This window comes from Promicromonospora umidemergens, assembly GCF_024171995.1.
GTDB lineage: Bacteria > Actinomycetota > Actinomycetes > Actinomycetales > Cellulomonadaceae > Promicromonospora > Promicromonospora umidemergens.
This window is the reverse complement of sequence record NZ_JAMTCT010000003.1, coordinates 98,263-114,306: the sequence shown is the minus strand read 5'-3', so window position 1 is coordinate 114,306 and position 16,044 is coordinate 98,263. Positions and strand designations below refer to the sequence as shown.

General features: G+C 67.8%; 14 protein-coding genes and 1 pseudogene. 8 read left to right on the top strand and 7 right to left on the bottom strand.

The window, feature by feature from the left end; genetic code table 11:
• Positions 1–3 precede the first annotated feature (3 nt).
• Positions 4–756: a YdcF family protein gene (locus APR04_RS06625; protein WP_253868698.1), complete on the top strand. Its 753-nt coding sequence runs from the start codon at positions 4–6 to the stop codon at positions 754–756.
• 176 nt (positions 757–932) lie between these two features.
• Here APR04_RS06625 and APR04_RS06620 read toward each other — a convergent pair whose 3' ends face one another.
• Positions 933–1,535, bottom strand: coding sequence for a TetR/AcrR family transcriptional regulator (locus APR04_RS06620; protein ID WP_253868696.1), 603 nt, complete (start codon positions 1,533–1,535; stop codon positions 933–935).
• Between the two features lie 113 nt (positions 1,536–1,648).
• Here APR04_RS06620 and APR04_RS06615 point away from each other — a divergent pair, with 113 nt between their 5' ends.
• On the top strand, positions 1,649–2,908 hold the full coding sequence (locus APR04_RS06615) for an epoxide hydrolase family protein (RefSeq protein ID WP_253868694.1): 1,260 nt from the start codon (positions 1,649–1,651) through the stop codon (positions 2,906–2,908).
• On the opposite strand, the gene APR04_RS06610 is transcribed toward APR04_RS06615, so the two are convergent.
• Positions 2,877–3,797, bottom strand: coding sequence for a xanthine dehydrogenase family protein molybdopterin-binding subunit (locus tag APR04_RS06610; protein ID WP_253868692.1), 921 nt, complete (start codon positions 3,795–3,797; stop codon positions 2,877–2,879). The two genes, APR04_RS06615 and APR04_RS06610, sit on opposite strands and share 32 nt — an antisense overlap.
• Here APR04_RS06610 and APR04_RS06605 point away from each other — a divergent pair.
• Positions 3,787–4,314 (top strand): annotated as a pseudogene (locus tag APR04_RS06605) (MmyB family transcriptional regulator); the annotation flags it as partial. The gene APR04_RS06610 and the pseudogene APR04_RS06605 overlap by 11 nt on opposite strands.
• Positions 4,311–4,895 carry a nucleotidyltransferase family protein gene (locus APR04_RS06600; RefSeq protein WP_253868690.1) on the top strand — a complete coding sequence of 195 codons (585 nt, stop codon included), beginning with the start codon at positions 4,311–4,313 and terminating at the stop codon, positions 4,893–4,895. The pseudogene APR04_RS06605 and the gene APR04_RS06600, both read left to right, overlap by 4 nt.
• Before the next feature lie 21 nt (positions 4,896–4,916).
• Here APR04_RS06600 and arfA read toward each other — a convergent pair whose 3' ends face one another.
• From arfA to APR04_RS06580, 4 genes are all read right to left on the bottom strand, one after another.
• On the bottom strand, positions 4,917–6,428 hold the full coding sequence (gene arfA / locus APR04_RS06595; RefSeq protein ID WP_253868689.1) for an arabinosylfuranosidase ArfA: 1,512 nt from the start codon (positions 6,426–6,428) through the stop codon (positions 4,917–4,919).
• Between the two features lie 108 nt (positions 6,429–6,536).
• Positions 6,537–7,868: an ABC transporter substrate-binding protein gene (locus APR04_RS06590; protein WP_253868687.1), complete on the bottom strand. Its 1,332-nt coding sequence runs from the start codon at positions 7,866–7,868 to the stop codon at positions 6,537–6,539.
• A 28-nt stretch (positions 7,869–7,896) separates the two neighbouring features.
• Complete coding sequence (locus APR04_RS06585; RefSeq protein WP_253868685.1) at positions 7,897–8,757, bottom strand: carbohydrate ABC transporter permease; 861 nt, start codon at positions 8,755–8,757, stop codon at positions 7,897–7,899.
• A complete protein-coding gene (locus APR04_RS06580) occupies positions 8,757–9,653 on the bottom strand; it encodes a carbohydrate ABC transporter permease (protein WP_253868683.1) in 897 nt (298 codons plus the stop codon). Before APR04_RS06580 ends, APR04_RS06585 begins: the two co-directional genes overlap by 1 nt.
• 78 nt (positions 9,654–9,731) lie before the next feature.
• On the opposite strand from APR04_RS06580, the gene APR04_RS06575 reads away from it, so the two are divergent.
• Both APR04_RS06575 and APR04_RS06570 read left to right on the top strand, forming a co-directional pair.
• Positions 9,732–10,772 carry a LacI family DNA-binding transcriptional regulator gene (locus APR04_RS06575; protein WP_308292325.1) on the top strand — a complete coding sequence of 347 codons (1,041 nt, stop codon included), beginning with the start codon at positions 9,732–9,734 and terminating at the stop codon, positions 10,770–10,772.
• Between the two features lie 157 nt (positions 10,773–10,929).
• Entirely contained in the window at positions 10,930–12,108 is a 1,179-nt protein-coding gene (locus APR04_RS06570; RefSeq protein ID WP_253868679.1) for a glycoside hydrolase family 62 protein, read from the top strand.
• A gap of 68 nt (positions 12,109–12,176) precedes the next feature.
• Here the strand turns inward: APR04_RS06570 and APR04_RS06565 are convergent, their stop codons facing one another.
• The gene (locus tag APR04_RS06565) at positions 12,177–13,643 is read right to left on the bottom strand and encodes a non-reducing end alpha-L-arabinofuranosidase family hydrolase (protein ID WP_253868677.1); all 1,467 of its coding nucleotides are present in this window, start codon (positions 13,641–13,643) and stop codon (positions 12,177–12,179) included.
• Between the two features lie 464 nt (positions 13,644–14,107).
• On the opposite strand from APR04_RS06565, the gene APR04_RS06560 reads away from it, so the two are divergent.
• Both APR04_RS06560 and APR04_RS06555 read left to right on the top strand, forming a co-directional pair.
• Positions 14,108–15,700, top strand: a complete 1,593-nt coding sequence (locus tag APR04_RS06560; protein WP_253868675.1) for a peptidase inhibitor family I36 protein — start codon at positions 14,108–14,110, stop codon at positions 15,698–15,700.
• Positions 15,701–15,891: 191 nt separating this feature from the next.
• Positions 15,892–16,044, top strand: coding sequence for a hypothetical protein (locus tag APR04_RS06555; protein WP_253868673.1), 153 nt, complete (start codon positions 15,892–15,894; stop codon positions 16,042–16,044).

Sequence of the window (16,044 nt, the reverse complement as noted above, 5' to 3'; positions counted from 1 at the left end):
CGGGTGGAGAGGTTCACGAGGATCGTCTGGATTCTTCTCGGAGCGGTTCTGATCCTCGATGCCCTGATCGTGTCGATCACGTTCAGCATCAATTCGGGCGTCGTCGCGACGTTCGGGATCGGCGTCCTCTACCTGTTCTACGGTCTCTGTCGAGACAGGGTCCGGGCCAGCAGGCGAAAAGGGCTGCTCCAGTGGATGAGGATCCCCATCCTGATCGGCAGCGGGCTGATGCTTCTCCTGTTCGCGTTCATCGCAGTTCTCGGCAGGGTGGACACCGTCTCGCACCAGGAGGATGCCGTCATCGTCCTCGGGACGGCGCTGAACGGCGAGGAGGTGACGCCGCCGCTCCGCTCTCGGCTGGACGTGGCTGTCGAGTACTCCACCGCGAACCCGGATGCCGTCATCGCTGTGGCCGGAGGCCAAGGGCCCGGTGATTCCATCACCGAGGCACTCGCGATGGAGCGGTACCTGGTCTCGCGCGGAGTCGCGGAGGACCGGATCATGCGGGAGGACCGGTCGACCAGCACCTACGAGAACTTCGTCTTCGCGAAGAGGCTCCTGCACGCGCACTTCGACGCGGACTGCACGACGGCCTTCATCACGAACGACTACCACGTGTACAGGGCAGGCGAGATCGCCGAGGTAGCGGGAATCGCCAGCACCCACGCGCACGCGGACACGCCGTGGTACGGGATCCCTGTCGACTACGTGCGGGAGTTCCTGGCGATCACGAAGTTCGTCCTGACGGGGCGCTGAGCACCGCGGGGAATCCTGGCGCGGAAGTCACTGTCTCGCCCCGGGTCTGATGGAGACATCGAAGACCCGGAAGGATCTGGAGCATGGCTGCACCGTCGTCTCCACGGGGGAGTGCGATGTGTCCTCCGCGCCGCCGGTCGCCGATCAGCCGCACCACCACAGGCGCCAGGCCCCACTCACCGTTCCTCTTGGTCGGCGAGCTCGTGTGCGCGTGACGCGGAGGTGCCGAGGACCAGCAGGCTGGTGATCGTGGCGGCGCGGACGTCGGGCGCACCCTCGGCCCGATGTTGGTCGGCGATGGTGAACACCGTTGCGTAGGCGATCTGTCCGAGGACCATGGCGGGCAGGTGTCGCCCGAAGGTTCCTGCGTCCTGGCCACGTTGCACGAGATCGGCCAGGGTTCGGTCGACCGAACCCAGCAGGGCGTGGATCTCGTCGCCCTGTTCGCCACGACGCAACGCCAGCAGCACCCGGTACCGGTGCGCCAGCGGCCAGAGACGTGCGACGAACAGCGCCCACGCCGCATCGACGGGCGCATCATCGGCGTCGATCTCCTTCAGCACGTCGGTAATCTCCTCGACTGCCCGCTCGGCGAGAGTGCGCACCAGGTCAGAACGAGCCGGGAAGTACCCGTACACCGTCCGGCGCACGACGCCTGCTGCGGTTGCGATGTCGCCCATTCCCGCGTCGGGGTTCTGCCCCAGGATGTCGCGGGCGACGTCGAGAATCCGGTTCCGTGTCTTCTCCATGGCCCTCGCCCGGGCGGATTCCGGCTTCATGACTCAATGATTGCACACCTCTGTGCAAGGGAGTACGGTGGTGGCATCGAAGTTGCACACGCGTGTGCAACGAAGGCGTTTCGCCAGTAGTTCCGAAGAGGAGCACACATTCCATGACGACATCGACGCAGATCCGGCCCTTCGTAGCGGCGGTTCCCGACGCGGACATCCAGGACCTCAGGGAGCGGCTTGCGAGAACCCGGTGGCCGGACGCGGAGACCGTCGGTGACTGGTCCCAGGGGGTCCGTCTGGGCAGGGCGAAGGCGCTTGTCCAGGACTGGCGGCACAACTACGACTGGCGTCGGTTCGAGACGGACCTGAACCGGTACCCGCAGTTCCTGACCGAGATCGACGGACTCGACATTCACTTCATCCACGTCAAGTCCCCGAACCCGGACGCGATGCCGTTGATCCTGACTCATGGGTGGCCGAGCTCTGTGGCGGACTTCCTGAAGCTGATCGGCCCGCTCACCGACCCGGGAGCGCACGGCGGGGCGATCGAGGACTCCTTCGACGTGGTCATTCCGTCGCTACCCGGGTTCGGCTTTTCCGCCAAGCCGACCGAGACGGGGTGGAACGTCGAACGCATCGCAGCGGCCTGGGCTGAGCTGATGCAGCGGCTCGGCTACACCCGGTGGGCCGCGCACGGTGGTGACTGGGGCGCCGTCGTGACGACGATGCTCGGGGCCATGCAGCCGGACGGGCTGATCGGGATCCATCTGAATACCCCATACGCGTTCCCGGCGACGATCCCGCAGGCGTTGTCGCCGGAGGAGCAGTCCGCCGTCGACGGTCTCGCCCTCTACAGCGGCACTCTCGGGGGATCCAACCACCTCCAGGGCACCAAACCACAGACCCCCGGCTTTGCCCTCGCTGACTCCCCAGCAGGGCAGGCGGCGTGGATCTATGAGAAGTTCCAGTCCAAGACCGACAACCACGGCCTCGCCGAGGACGCGATCGATCTCAACGACATCCTCGACGCGATCTCGCTGTTCTGGTTCACCAACACCGCCGCGTCCTCCGCTCGGATCTACTGGGAGAACCGTGCCGCCACCATGGCCGGCCCGAAGCTGACACTGCCGGTCGCGGTGACAGTGTTCCCCCGCGACATCCCATTGATGCCGCGCACATGGATCGAAGACACCTACGTCAATCTCATCCACTACGGAAAAGCGAGCAAGGGTGGCCATTTCGCCGCCCTTGAGCAGCCCGAAGTCCTCCTTGATGAGATCCGCAGCGGTCTCCGCAGCCTCCGGCGTGGTCTCACCGAGGGCAGAGTGAGCGTGCCCAAGGCTCCGCCGGCCGTCGACGTCGTGACGGGCGGGTCCCGCGCGTCGGCGTCTACAGGTGCTCGATCAGCTTGTCGGGGGTGATGGGGACGTCGTACACCCGGATACCGGTGGCGTTGTGGACGGCGTTGCCGATCGCTGCCGCCGAGCCGACGTTGCCGATCTCCCCGAGGCCGCGTGCCCCCAGGCTCCTGGTCCCGACGTCCTCGCTGCCGTCGCCCAGCGGCCCCGTCAGGACGGGGTCGGGCCGGTCGAGCATGTGCACGTCGATGTCGGGGACGTCGGCGTTCACGGGCACCAGGTAGTCGGCCAGCGTGCTGTTCGCCAGGCGTCCGGTGGCGAGCTCCAGATGGTTCTCCTCCAGCAGCGCGTACCCGATGCCGAAGATGACGCCGCCGACGAGCTGGCTCCGGGCGGCCCGGGCGTTGATGATGCGGCCGACGTCGGCGACGGTGGTGAACCGGGTGACGCGGGTCTCGCCGGTGAACCGGTTGACCCGCACCTCGCAGAAATGGGCGCCAAAGCTGTGGTACGCGTACCCGGGGATGGGCTCGCCACCGCCCGGCGAGGACTCCATCTCGACGCCCGGCGATCCGACGGCGGCCAGCAGGCGGCCGAAGGTCATCGAGTGGCCGAGCCCGTGCAGGATGCCGCGCTCGTACCGCAGGTCCGAGGTGTCCGCACCCTGCCAGGGCGACCCGTTCTCGGTGACGGCGACCCGCTTGAGCTCGGCGATGACGTTCCGGGCGGCGTCCACGACTAGCGGTACGGTCGCGTGCGTGTTGCTGGAGCCCACCGCGGGTGCGCCCGGGGGCAGGAGGGTGTCACCGATCTCCGGGGTGACCCGCTTCATGGGGAGGCCAAGGGCGTCGGCGCCGGAGATCGCCACCACGGTCGCCCCGCCGGTACCGACGTCCGAGACGCCGGTGGACACCACCGCCGTGTCGTCGTCGCGCAGCCGGATACTGCGCATCCTGGACCGGCTGGAGGACACGCCCGCCGAGATCGTCACCGAGGTCGGCGAGACGCTGCGGCAGACGCCGATGGGTGTCGCGCTCACCGGCGACACGACCCGGTTCACGGGACCTGCCCGGAGCATGGGCTACCGGTGGTTCACCGACCCGGCCGCACGGGACCTCTACGCTCCGGAGGAGCACGCGTTCCTGACCAGGATGTTCGCGTCAGGGCTGCGCGCGCTGGTCACCCTCAGGGGCCCGGAGTCCCGGGCCGCGTACCTGGCGGGTCTGTTGCTGGACAGCAGCGAGGAGTTCCGGCGCGTGTGGGACGACCACGAGATCGGGATCCACCCGCACGAGGTCAAGCACTTCGTCCACCCGGAGGTCGGTGCCCTCGAGCTCAACTGCCAGCGGCTGGTCGACCCGGGTCAGGCCCACTCGCTGATGGTCTACACCGCAGTGCCAGGCACCGAGAGCTACGAGAAGCTTCAGGTCCTGTCCGTCATCGGCGCGCAGGCACTGAGCAGTCGGTGAGCGGCACGAGGGCGGTCGGGCTGGTGCTCGCGGCCGGCGCCGGTACCCGTTACGGCATGCCCAAGGCGCTGGCCAGGACCGACGCCGGAACGTCGTGGCTTGAGCTGGCCTGCCGGGCGCTCGTCGGCGGCGGCTGCGGGGAGGTCGTCGTCGTGCTCGGAGCCCGGGCCGACGAGGCCGAGGAGCTGGTCCCCGCCCACGCCCGGACGGTGGTCGCCTCGGGGTGGCGCAGCGGTATCGCGGCGTCGCTGCGCACCGGCCTCGCGGCCGCCGACCGGCCGGGAGCGCGAGTCGCCGTCGTCTCCCTGGTCGACCTTCCCGGCCTGCGGCCCGACGCCGTACGCCGGGTCCTGGGCTCCGTGCCGCAGCAGGATGCCCACCACGCGCTCGCCCGCGCCACCTACGACGGCAGGCCAGGGCACCCCGTGCTGGTGGGCCGCGCGCACTGGCAGCTCCTCGGCGCCGCGGTGCGCCGGGACACCGGCGCAGGGCCGTACCTGCGTGCGCACGGCGCCCTCGCCGTCGACTGCACGGACCTGGGCGGCGGGGACGACGTCGACCACCCGGACGGGAGCCGGTGAGGGGCCCTGCTCGGGTGCACGTCAGATCCGTTCGAGGCGAAGCATCGACCAGGACACCGGCGGCAGGTCCACGTGCGCGTGGTCGTCGGAGACCTTCGCCGTCGTGTTGGGCCGTGGCAGCACGGAGGTGGCGTCGTCCGCCGTCGCCGACCACGTGTGGTCGGGGTTGGACAGCGTGAGCGCCTCGGCCACCCGGAGCCCGGGGAAGCCGCGCAGGTCGACGTCGAGCGCCACGTCGTCGGTGAGCGACCGGTTCACCGCGAGGAGCACCACGGCCCCCGTCTCGGCGTCGTGCGTCGCGACGGCGTCGAGCACCGGGACGGCGCCGAACTTGGCCGTCTCCTGAACGGGTGCGGCCACGGCCAGGCGCAGCACGTCCCCTGCGGCGTGCCTGGCGGTGAGCGCGAAGGGGTGGAACGTCGTCTGCCGCCAGGACCGCCCGCCCGGCTCGGTCATGATCGGCGCGATGACGTTGACGAGCTGCGCGAGCGAGGCCGCGTGCACACGGTCGGTGTGCCGCAGCAGGGAGATGAGCAGGTTGCCGACCACGACGGCGTCGGCGACGTTGTAGCGGTCCTCCAGCAGCACGGGCGCCACGGGCCAGTCGTCGCCCGACGGCGGCCGGGACTCGGCGCGCTTCTGGTACCAGACGTTCCACTCGTCGAACGAGACGTGGATCCGCTTGGTGTGCTTGCCCGCCGCGCGCACGGCGTCGGCGGTCGCGGCCACCGCGTCGACGAAGCGGTCCATGTCCACGGCGGAGGCGAGGAAGGACGCGAGGTCGCCGTCCTCCTCCCAGTAGTACGCGTGCGCCGAGATGTGGTCGACGTGCTCGTACGTCTCGGTGAGCACCGTGTGCTCCCACTCGCCGAACGTAGGGATCTGCGAGCCCGACGAGCCGCACACCACGAGCTCGAGGTCCGGGTCGACCATGCGCATCGCCCGCGCCGTCTCGGCAGCGAGCCGCCCGTACTCGTGCGCGGTCTTGTGGCCGATCTGCCACGGTCCGTCCATCTCGTTGCCGAGGCACCACATCTTGATCCGGTACGGGTCCTTGGCGCCGTTGGCCCTGCGCAGGTCGCTCCACTCCGTGCCGCCCGGCACGTTGCAGTACTCGAGCAGGTCCAGCGCCTCCTGCACACCGCGGGTGCCGAGGTTGACGGCCATCATCGGTTCGACGCCGGCCCTGACGCACCACCGCACGAACTCGTCGACCCCCACCAGGTTCGGGTCGGTCGAGTGCCACGCGAGGTCGAGACGCCGGGGACGCTGCTCGACCGGTCCGATGCCGTCCTCCCAGCGGTACCCCGAGACGAAGTTGCCGCCGGGATAGCGCACCGTCGAGACCCCCAGCTCGCGCGTGAGCTCGACGACGTCGCCACGAAAGCCGTCGGCGTCGGCGGTCGGGTGGCCGGGGTCGTGGAGGCCCGTGTACACGCTGCGGCCCAGGTGCTCGACGAACGAGCCGAACGTGCGGGGGCGTACCGGCCCGACGACGAACGCCGGGTCGATGGTGACGGATGCGGACAGCATGAGTGATGTACTCCTCGGTGGTCGGTGCTTGCGGCATGCTTCGCGCGGGCGGGGCGGCTGCCGTCGCGACCGCAGCCGCCCCGCCCGCGCGTTCAGAGGGCCAGGGCCTTACTGCCCGAGCTGGTTCTCCAGGTCGGCCTGCGCCTGGTCAAGGGCCTCCTGGACCGGCGTGCCGTTCTCGTAGATCTCGTTGAGCGTGACCGTGCGGAACGTGTCGTCCACGGTGGGCCAGCTGGGGTCGCTGAACGACTCGAAGTGTCCGATGCCGTCCTGCACCTCGCGCAGGACGTCGAACAGGTTGTTCTGGAAGTACTTGTTGAACTTGTTCTCCGGGTTGTCGGTGACCTCTTCGTCCTCCCAGACGGCCATGTTCACCGGGTCGAAGCCCAGCACCTCCCACACGGCGACGTTCGCCTCGGGGGAGAGCTTCGCGAACGCGAGCCAGTCGGCGGCGAGGTCCTTGTTCGGCGAGACGGCCGGGACCGCCGCCCCGGTGCCGCCGCCGCCGATGGTCTGCACGACGGCGTCGTCGGGCACCGGCGCCGGAGCGATGGCGACCTTGCCGGCGAGGTCGGGCATGTAGTCGACGAAGCGGGAGGTGTACCACGCCGGGTAGACGATCGCGGCGTAGTCGCCGTCGTTGATGGCGCCGAACGCCTCCTCGGAGTCGGGGCTCCCACCGGGGATCGTGGAGACCGCACCGGCGTCCTGCATGTCCTTGACCGTCGAGAGGGTCTCGACGACCTCGGGGCTGTTCACCTGCACGTTGCCGTCGGCGTCGAAGAACTGCCCGCCGAGCTGCGCCGCGATGAGCGGCTCCAGGAACATGACGCTGGTGCTCGCGACGCCGAACTCCTTGCCGGTCTCCTCGTTGTACCGGGTGCCGGCCTCCTTGAAGTCGTCCCAGGTCTCGATGGTCGTGTAGTCGATCCCGGCGCCCTCGAGCGCCTCCGTGTTGTAGAACGTCGTGAAGGCGCCGACGTGCGTGGGGAACCCGTAGATCTTCCAGTCCTTGCTGTACAGGTCGAGGCGGGCCTGGACGATGTCGTCCGTGTACGGCGCCGCGGCCTCGGTCAGGTCGACCAGGGGCGGGTTCTCGCCCTTGACGAAGTTGGCGAACTTGTTGACCTCGATGTCGACGACGTCGGGCAGGCCCTCACCGGAGTTCACCGCGAGCTGCAGCTTGTTGTGCATGTCGTCGTAGGGATAGACGGTGACCTCGAGCCTGATCTCCTGGTCAGGGTTGGCCTCGTTCCACCGCTCGGCCATCTCCTCGTAGTACGCGGCGTGCACGTCGGCGAACGTCCACATGTCCAGCGTCGTCGAGCCGTCCGAGTTCTTGACGGGTGCCTCCGGCTGACCGCCGCCCCCGCATGCGGTGAGCGCCGTCACCGCGAGGGCGGCGACCAGCGTGGACACCGTCGTCCGTAGCCTTGTCATGAGTTTCTCCGTTCGATCTGGGGAGGGGTCAGCCTTTGACCGCTCCCGCGGTGATTCCTTCGATGAAGGCCCGCTGGAATGCGAGGAAAAGAATGAGGACGGGGATCAGCGAGAAGAAGGCCCCGATGATGAGCAGCTCGTAGTTGTTCCCGTACGGCGTCAGGAGGGTGTTCAGGCCGATGGGGAGTGTGAACTTCTCCGGGCTGCGCAGCACCAGCAGCGGCCAGAGAAAGTTGTTCCAGCAGAGCATCCCGTTGAGGATCGCCATGGCGGCCATCGCCGGTCTGGTGATCGGCAGCACGAGGCGGAAGAAGATCCCGAACTCGCTCACGCCGTCGACCCGGCCGGCCTCGATGATCTCCTTCGGTATGCCGAGGAAGTACTGGCGGAAGAAGAAGATGGTCACGGCAGATGCCAGGAACGGGAGCGCGATCACCGTGTAGGTGTCGGCCAGCCCCATGTCGTTCACCTGGACGTACAGGGGGAGCATGAGCATCTCGAACGGCACGGTCATGACCAGCAGCACCATGACGAACCACAGCGTCTTGGTCCTGAACTCATACATCGCGAAGCCGTAGGCGACGAACGAGCTCACCAGGAGCGTGCCGGCGACCTGAGCGACCGTCAGGAGCAGCGTGTTGGCGAACCACCGGAAGTAGGGGCCGGAGTCCGTGAGGAGCAGGACGTAGTTGTCCAGGCTCAGCGCGCCGAGGTCGACGTCGAACGTCATGCCCCGCCGGATCACCTCGTTGCCGTCCTGGAACGTGCCAACGAAGATCGCGAGGAGCGGAACCAGGGAGATCAGCGCGATCACGACGAGGAAGGCGCCCTGGATCCACGCAGCGGTGGACGGGGCGATGGACCGGCGGGCGGTCGGCTGAGCGGCCATCACGCGGCCTCCTTCTTGAAGGTGCCGCTGGCGACGAGGTAAGAGATGTTCAGCGTCATGACGACGACGAGCAGCACCACACCGACCGCGGAGGCGAAGCCGAGGTCGTTCTCCTCGATGCCCTTGCGGTAGAGGTATCCGACGACCGTGAGGCCCTGGTTGTTGGGTGAGTTGTTGCCCGCGTAGAGCATGAAGCTCTCGAGGAACATCGAGAGGCCGCCGTAGATGCTGATCGTGACGACGTAGACGACCGTCGGCTTGATGTTGGGGATCGTGATGTGGATGAACTGCCGGAACTTGTTCGCCCCGTCGATCGACGCCGCCTCGTAGTACTCGGTCGGGATCGCCTGCATTCCTGCCAGGAAATACATCATGTTCACCCCTGCCCACCGCCAGAGCGCGATGGCCAGCAGCGCCACGAGCCCGGTGAGGTCGCTGCGCAACCAGCGGACGGGACCGAACCCGAAGAACTCCACCACCTGGTTCATCATCGCGGAGTCGGACTCCGCGAAGATGAGGCGGAAGACGATGCCCGCGACCACGACGGAGGTCAGCGCGGGGACGAACATCGAGGCCTTGAAGAAGCCCTTGATCCGAGCACTACCGATGTTCGAGTTGACCAGCGCCGCGAGGGCGAGCGGGATCGGGACGAGCAGGACGAGCGTGAGCACCATGTAGCGCAGGCTGTTGAACAGCGCCTGCCAGAAGATGCGGTCCCCCCAGAGCCGCTCGTAGTTGCCGAGCCCGATGAACGTCGCCTGCCCGTAGAGCACTTCTTGGGTGCTCATCACGAACGAGCGGCCCAGCGGGACCACCCAGAAGACGGCGAGCGTCACGAGAAAGGGCAGGATGAACAGATAGGGCGCGAGTTTCTTCGAGTACAGGAGCTGCTTCACGGCGGTCTGGATCCTCCTTGATCAGAGCCATGGGGTGACGCCGGCGCGAACGGACGAGGCCGTCGATCGCGGGGTGTCATGATGGGCGGCGTGGTGAAGATGAGTGATGTGGCGCGAGAAGCCGGGGTTTCGAAGATGACGGTCTCGAATGTCATCAACGGGCGGCCGGGGGCGAGTGATGACACGCGCGCCCGCGTGCTCGAGGCGGTGGCCCGGCTGGGCTATCGGGTGAACGCGACCGCGCGCCGGCTGCGGGCCGGCCGCACCGGTGCGATCGGCCTGCTGGTACCCCACCTGGACGGGCCGTACTACTCCCACCTCGCCGCGCGCCTGGACACCCTGGCGCGAGCGCGGGGATACCACGTCATCATCGAGCGCACGGGTGCGAGCAGGGAGGGCGAGCTCGCCGCCATCTCTCCCGAGCGGGTGCGTCCGTACGACGGTGTGGTGTTCAGCCCGGTGCAGATCGACACGGCGGACGTACGTCGTGCCGGCGTCGAGGTGCCGGTGCTCCTGCTCGGTGAGCGGCGCCTGGCCGGCGAGTTCGACCACGTGATGATGGACAACGTCGGCGGTGCGGAGCTCGCGACCTCGTACCTGCTCGAGCGTGGTGCGCGGCGCATCGCCCTGATCGGTGGCCGCACGGACGACGGCGTCGACAGCATGGCGACGCTGCGCACCCGTGGCTACCGGAAGGCGCACGCCACGGCGGGCGTGCCCGTCGACGAGCAGCTCGTCGTCGACGCCGCCTCGTTCACCACGAAGGACGGCTACGAGGCGGTCATGCGGCTCCACCGCGACGGCGTCCGGTTCGACGGGGCCTTCGCCCTGACGGACGCGGCGGCGATGGGCGCGCTGCGCGCGCTGGCCGACATCGGCCTGCGCGTCCCTGACGACGTCCAGGTGGTCGGCTTCGACAACGACGCGGAGGGCGAGTACCTCGTCCCGCGCCTGACGACCATGGACCCCGACAACGACACGATGGCCGAACGCATCATGGACCTGCTCCTGCGCCGCGTCGAGGAGGACTCGTCCGACGTCGGAGACGTGGTGGAGTCGGTGATGTCGGCGCGGATCGTCGTGCGTGAGTCGACGCTCGACGAGGCACTCGGCCGCTAGTCGGTCGGTCATGGCTGCTCCTCCTCGAGTCGCTGTCCGGCCGATATTTATCGATAAAGTAGAGCGCGCTGCCGAGGGTGTCAACGCCTTGTCGAAACCGTGTCTTTACCGTTAAAGTCCTGGCGACCGGACCGCACTCGTGCAAGGGAGCACGCAGATGACCAGAAGGTTCCGCACCACCGTCCGCCTCGCCAAGGCAGCAGTCGCCACCGCCACGATCGCCGTCCTGGCAGGGCTCGCGCCCGTCGCGCAGGCGGGACCGGCCGAACCGCCGCCGCCGGCTTCCCCGGTGCGCCCGGCTGCTCAGGCCGCCGGGCCGACGGCGTCGGGCACGCCGTCGTTCCGCTGGACCACCCGCGATCCGGTGATCACGCCCATGCCCGACCAGGAGCACGAATCGGTGGCGGTCAAGGACCCGAGCGTCGTCCGGTCCGGCGGCAAGTACCACGTGTTCATGACGACCACGCCCGGCGAGGGCAAGGGCTGGCACATGGCCTACAAGAGCTTCACCGACTGGTCGGAGGCCGACACCGCGCCGATCCACTACCTGGACGAGACTGCTGTCGGCCCCGGGTACCGGGCCGCGCCGCAGGTGTTCTGGTTCGAGCCGCAGCAGCTCTGGTACCTGGTCTACCAGGACGGGAACGCCGCGTACTCGACCACCGAGGACATCAGCGACCCCACCTCGTGGAGCGCGCCGAAGCACTTCTACTCGGGCATGCCACAGATCATCCAGGACAACATCGGCAACGGCTACTGGCTCGACTTCTGGAACATCTGCGACCGTGGGAAGTGCTACCTGTTCTCCTCCGACGACAACGGTCACCTCTATCGGTCGGAGACGTCGGTCGCGGACTTCCCGAACGGGTACGACGAGAGCACCGTCATCGCGCGTGAGGAGGCCGATCGCTTCGACTTCTTCGAGGCCGGCGCCCTGTACAAGATCCGGGGGACCGGCAAGTACCTCCTGCTGATGGAGGCGATCGGGGACGACGGCGCACGCCTGTACCGGTCGTGGACCGCTGACTCGCCCGACGCCGACGGCGACGAGTGGGTGCCCCTCGCGGACACGGCGGAGAACCCGTTCGCCCGGTCGAACAACGTCAGCTACGAGACCGAGCCGTGGTCGGTCGACGTCTCGCACGGCGAGCTCCTGCGCACCCAGCGCGGCATGACGCCGACGATCGACCCCTGCGAGCCGCTCCAGATGGTCTTCCAGGGCTACGACCCCGACGGCGTCGTCGAGGGCGGTGGCTACGGTGACCTGCCGTACCGCCTTGGCCTGCTCACCGCGGACGGACCTAACCCGATCAGCGCCCTGTGCGAGGAGCGGTAGACCCGGGCCGTCCGGGTCCGTACGGGAACGGCGCCGCGCCACAAGGGGTGCGGCGCCGTTCCGCTGGTCTAGCGCTGGAGGGTGAGCAGGCCCGGCCGGTACGGGAGCAGCCCGTAGTCCCCGCCAGAGCTGGGGGAGCGGCCCTGGTACAGGAACTGCAGGTTGCAGGGATCGATCGTCATGGTCTGGCCGGCACTGGTGCGGATGAGCTCACCGTGGCTGATGTCGTTGGTCCAGGTGGCGCCGCTGTTGGCCTTGCCGGCGAACGGGTTGCTCTCCGTGGCGGCCTGCGGGGTCCACGAACCGGAGAGGCTGTTCGCCGTGAACGAGCGGAAGTACCGTCCGTTCGCGCCGATCGCCTCGACGATCATGAGGTACTTGTTCTGGTCCTGGACCTTGTAGACCTGGACGGCCTCGAACAGGTTGTTCGTGGTGTCGCTCATGATGGTCTCGTACGAGCTGCCGAAGCTGCCGGGGAAGTTGCCGATCGGCATGCTCGCCCGGTAGATCTTCCCGTTGTCCCCGGCGAAGAACAAGTACATGTTCGTGCCGTCGCCGATGACCGCCTGGTCGATGGGCCCGGTGCCCGAGCCGGAGATCGACCCGGTGAACAGCGGGCTCGCAGCCGACCACCCGTTCGGGTTCCTCGGGTCGCTGGATGTCCGGTACATGAACGGTGACGGACCCCACTGGTAGGTGAGCACCCAGATGTTCCGCGGGGCGAAGTAGAACAGCGACGGGGCCACCGTCGACGACGACATCTGGTTCTGGCTGGCGCCGGCCATGTCCGACCAGCTGTCGAGGAGGCTGAAGTTCATCGAGCCCCAGGACGTGCCGGTGTCGTGCGTGGTCGCGTAGACGAGGTGCTTGCCGTTGTACGGCGCCGTGGTGAAGTCCTTGAGCGCGACCCAGCCCGACCTCGGGTTGGCCAGGACGCCCGTCGATGTCCAGCGGTAGGTCGACGGCAGGTCGCAGGCCGCGGCGGAGCTGCTCGTGAGCGAGGCGTCGTCGATGTAGAGGCCGTCGGTACCGGCCGCCGTCTCCACGTAGAACGCGGCGGACGACAGGGTGCCCGACCAGGACACGTTCGCGGTGCCGGTCAGTCGCGTCCAGCCGGAGGAGCTCACCGCCCCCTGGGCCAGGTTGACATAGCTCGTCGTGCCGCCCGCGGTCACGCGCAGCGTGACGCGGCCGGTCGGGGAGCCGCTCTGGGACCGCACCCACACGCTCGCCGTGTAGCTGGCGTTGTTCGTCAGCGACGGCGTGACGGTCTGGGCGGGGCCGTTCCACGAGGCGGTGCGGCCCGTCTGTGCGAGGGAACGGCCGCCCGCGTGGACCGGGTTCGTGCTGGACGTCAGCGTCCCGGCGCCGAACGCCGACCAGCCGGTCGTGCCGTTCTCCAGCTCGCCGTTCACGAGCAGGTTGCCGTCCGCCGCGGCGGCGGCCGGGACGTCGGCGGTCGGCAGCACCGTGGCCGAGGCCAGTACCAGTGTTGCGGCCAGCCCCAGCGCGAGACTTGCGATGGACCTCTTCATCCTTCGCTCCTATATCTGTCGGGGCACCGGCCCGCGAGGGCGGTGCCGTGGCGTGCGTGGTGCCCTACCTGCGGCGTGATCAGCGCCGCGGCTCAGGGGAGCCGCCTGCGTGGAACCTTGCTGTGTGAGCGCTAACATCGGTGTCGCGACATGTCTTCGAGCAGCGGTAGGTTTACCGATACAGTACTGAATCCGCTTGGATCATTCAAGACATATCCCTTAAAAGTCACGGGGTGGTCAGGCGTGTGCCCTCGGGTGGGTGGCCCCGAGGTGCCAGGCGTGGACGTCGCACCTTGCGGCCACGATCCTGACCGCTGTCCCGGGGCGGCACCAAGCAGGCGTGGCACCTTTCTCCCACTTCCCGGCACTTGAGGCTGATTGCCAACATCTTCCTATCCGGTGCGGGATCCCGAACCGGCAGGAGATGCGGGTCGCTCTGCGACCTGGTGGAGGGAGAAATGGTGATGAGAAGAGCGTCTGCGCTTCTCGCGGTCTTCGCGTTGATGGCCTCGATGCTGGCGGCCGTGGTGGGTGTGGCGGCCCCCGCGTCCGCCGCGGCACGTGACGGGAACTGCGACAGCGGCGAGTTCTGTTATTACTACAACAGCGACAATGCAGGGTCTGTCTCGGACTTCACCGGTTCGGTCGATGACTACGGCACCACGCAGCCGTCGTGCTACGACTTCAAGGGTTCGGGCTCCGGTCAGGGCGAGTGCATCAAGAACAACGCTGCCTCGGTGTGGAACCGGACCGGCGAGACCGTGCGTGTGTATTTCAACACCGGCTACGGCGGTATGTACCAGAACATCGGCGCGGGCTACAAGGGCCAGCTCAGCGCGGAGCTGTACAACAACAACGCCTCGCACCAGCTCGTCGGGACCGCCGGCACGGACACCGGTGCACGCAGCGGCACCTGCGAGAGCGGCGAGTTCTGCTACTACTACAACAGCGGGAACGCAGGGTCGATCTCGGACTTCACCGAGTCCGCCGGCAGCTACGGTGACGCACAGCCCACCTGTTATGACTTCAAGGGCGCTGGTGCCGGCCAGGGCGAGTGCATCAAGAACAACGCCGCATCCGTCTGGAACCGGTCGAGCAAGGCCGTCCGCGTCTACTTCAACAGCAACTACGGAGGCTCGTACCAGGACGTGGCGCCGGGCTTCAAGGGCCAGCTCAACAGCACCGTCTACAACAACAACGCCTCGCACCAGTTCGTCGGCGCGACCGCACCCGGCAGCGGTTCGCGCAGCGGTACCTGCGAGAGCGGTGAGCTCTGCTACTACTACAACAGCGGCAACGCAGGCTCGATCTCGGACTTCACCGACTCGGTCGGTGACTACGGCACCACGCAGCCGTCGTGCTACGACTTCAAGGGTGCGGGCTCCGGCCAGGGCGAGTGCATCAAGAACAACGCCGCGTCCGTGTGGAACCGGTCCAGCAAGACGGTCTGCATCTACTTCAACAGCTATTACGGCGGCTCCGCGCAGGAGGTTGCGGCCGGCTTCAAGGGGCAGCTGAACGGCACGCTGTACAACAACAACGCCTCCCACAAGTTCGTCACGAGCTCCGAGTGCCCTGTCTCCGAGGGTGGCGGCGGCGGTGGCGGCGGTGGGGACACCAGCGGTGACTACGCACAGAAGGTCGAACGGGTCATCCAGGCCGCACTGTCGCAGACCGGTCAGGGCTACACCTACTCGTGGGGCGGCGGCAACAAGTACGGCCCGACCTACGGCGTCTGCTGCAGCCCTGGTGGCTACGACGACCGGAGCCGGTACGGCTTCGACTGCTCCGGCCTGACGCAGTACGCGTTCTGGCAGGGCGCTGGCGTCGACATCGGTACGTACACCGGTGCGCACCTCAGCAAGGGCACGAAGGTCTCGATGAGCAACCTGCGGCGCGGCGACCTCATCATGTGGGGCGGCTGGTCGAGCACCTATCACGTCGCCATATATCTAGGAAATGGCCAGATGGTCGAGGCATCATCACCACGCACCTCGACCAGCGTGCACGTGACCAACGTGTACGGCGGTGACTTCGGGATCCGCGTGAACATGTGATCCTGGCGCGCAACTGAGCAGATGGCACGGTCCTGCCACCGCCTCCGGTGGCAGGACCGTGCCATTTCTTGTTGTCGCGGCAGGGATTGCTGGGGCACTTTCGTGACAGCCCGCATCCCTTGTTGCGTACCGAGAGGCGGGAAAGGATCAAGGCAGAAGCCAAGAAGCCCCCGTCGAGACGGAGAATCATCGTGCAGCTCAACGTCCTCCAGCGCGCTACCGCCGTCGTCGTGACCGCCGTCCTGCTCACCGCCGCGGGCCAGGGCGTGGCGAGCGCGTCCGACCCGCAGTGGGAGTCGGACCCCCAGTGGGAGTCGGCTCCGCCCACCTCCGCCCAACCCTGA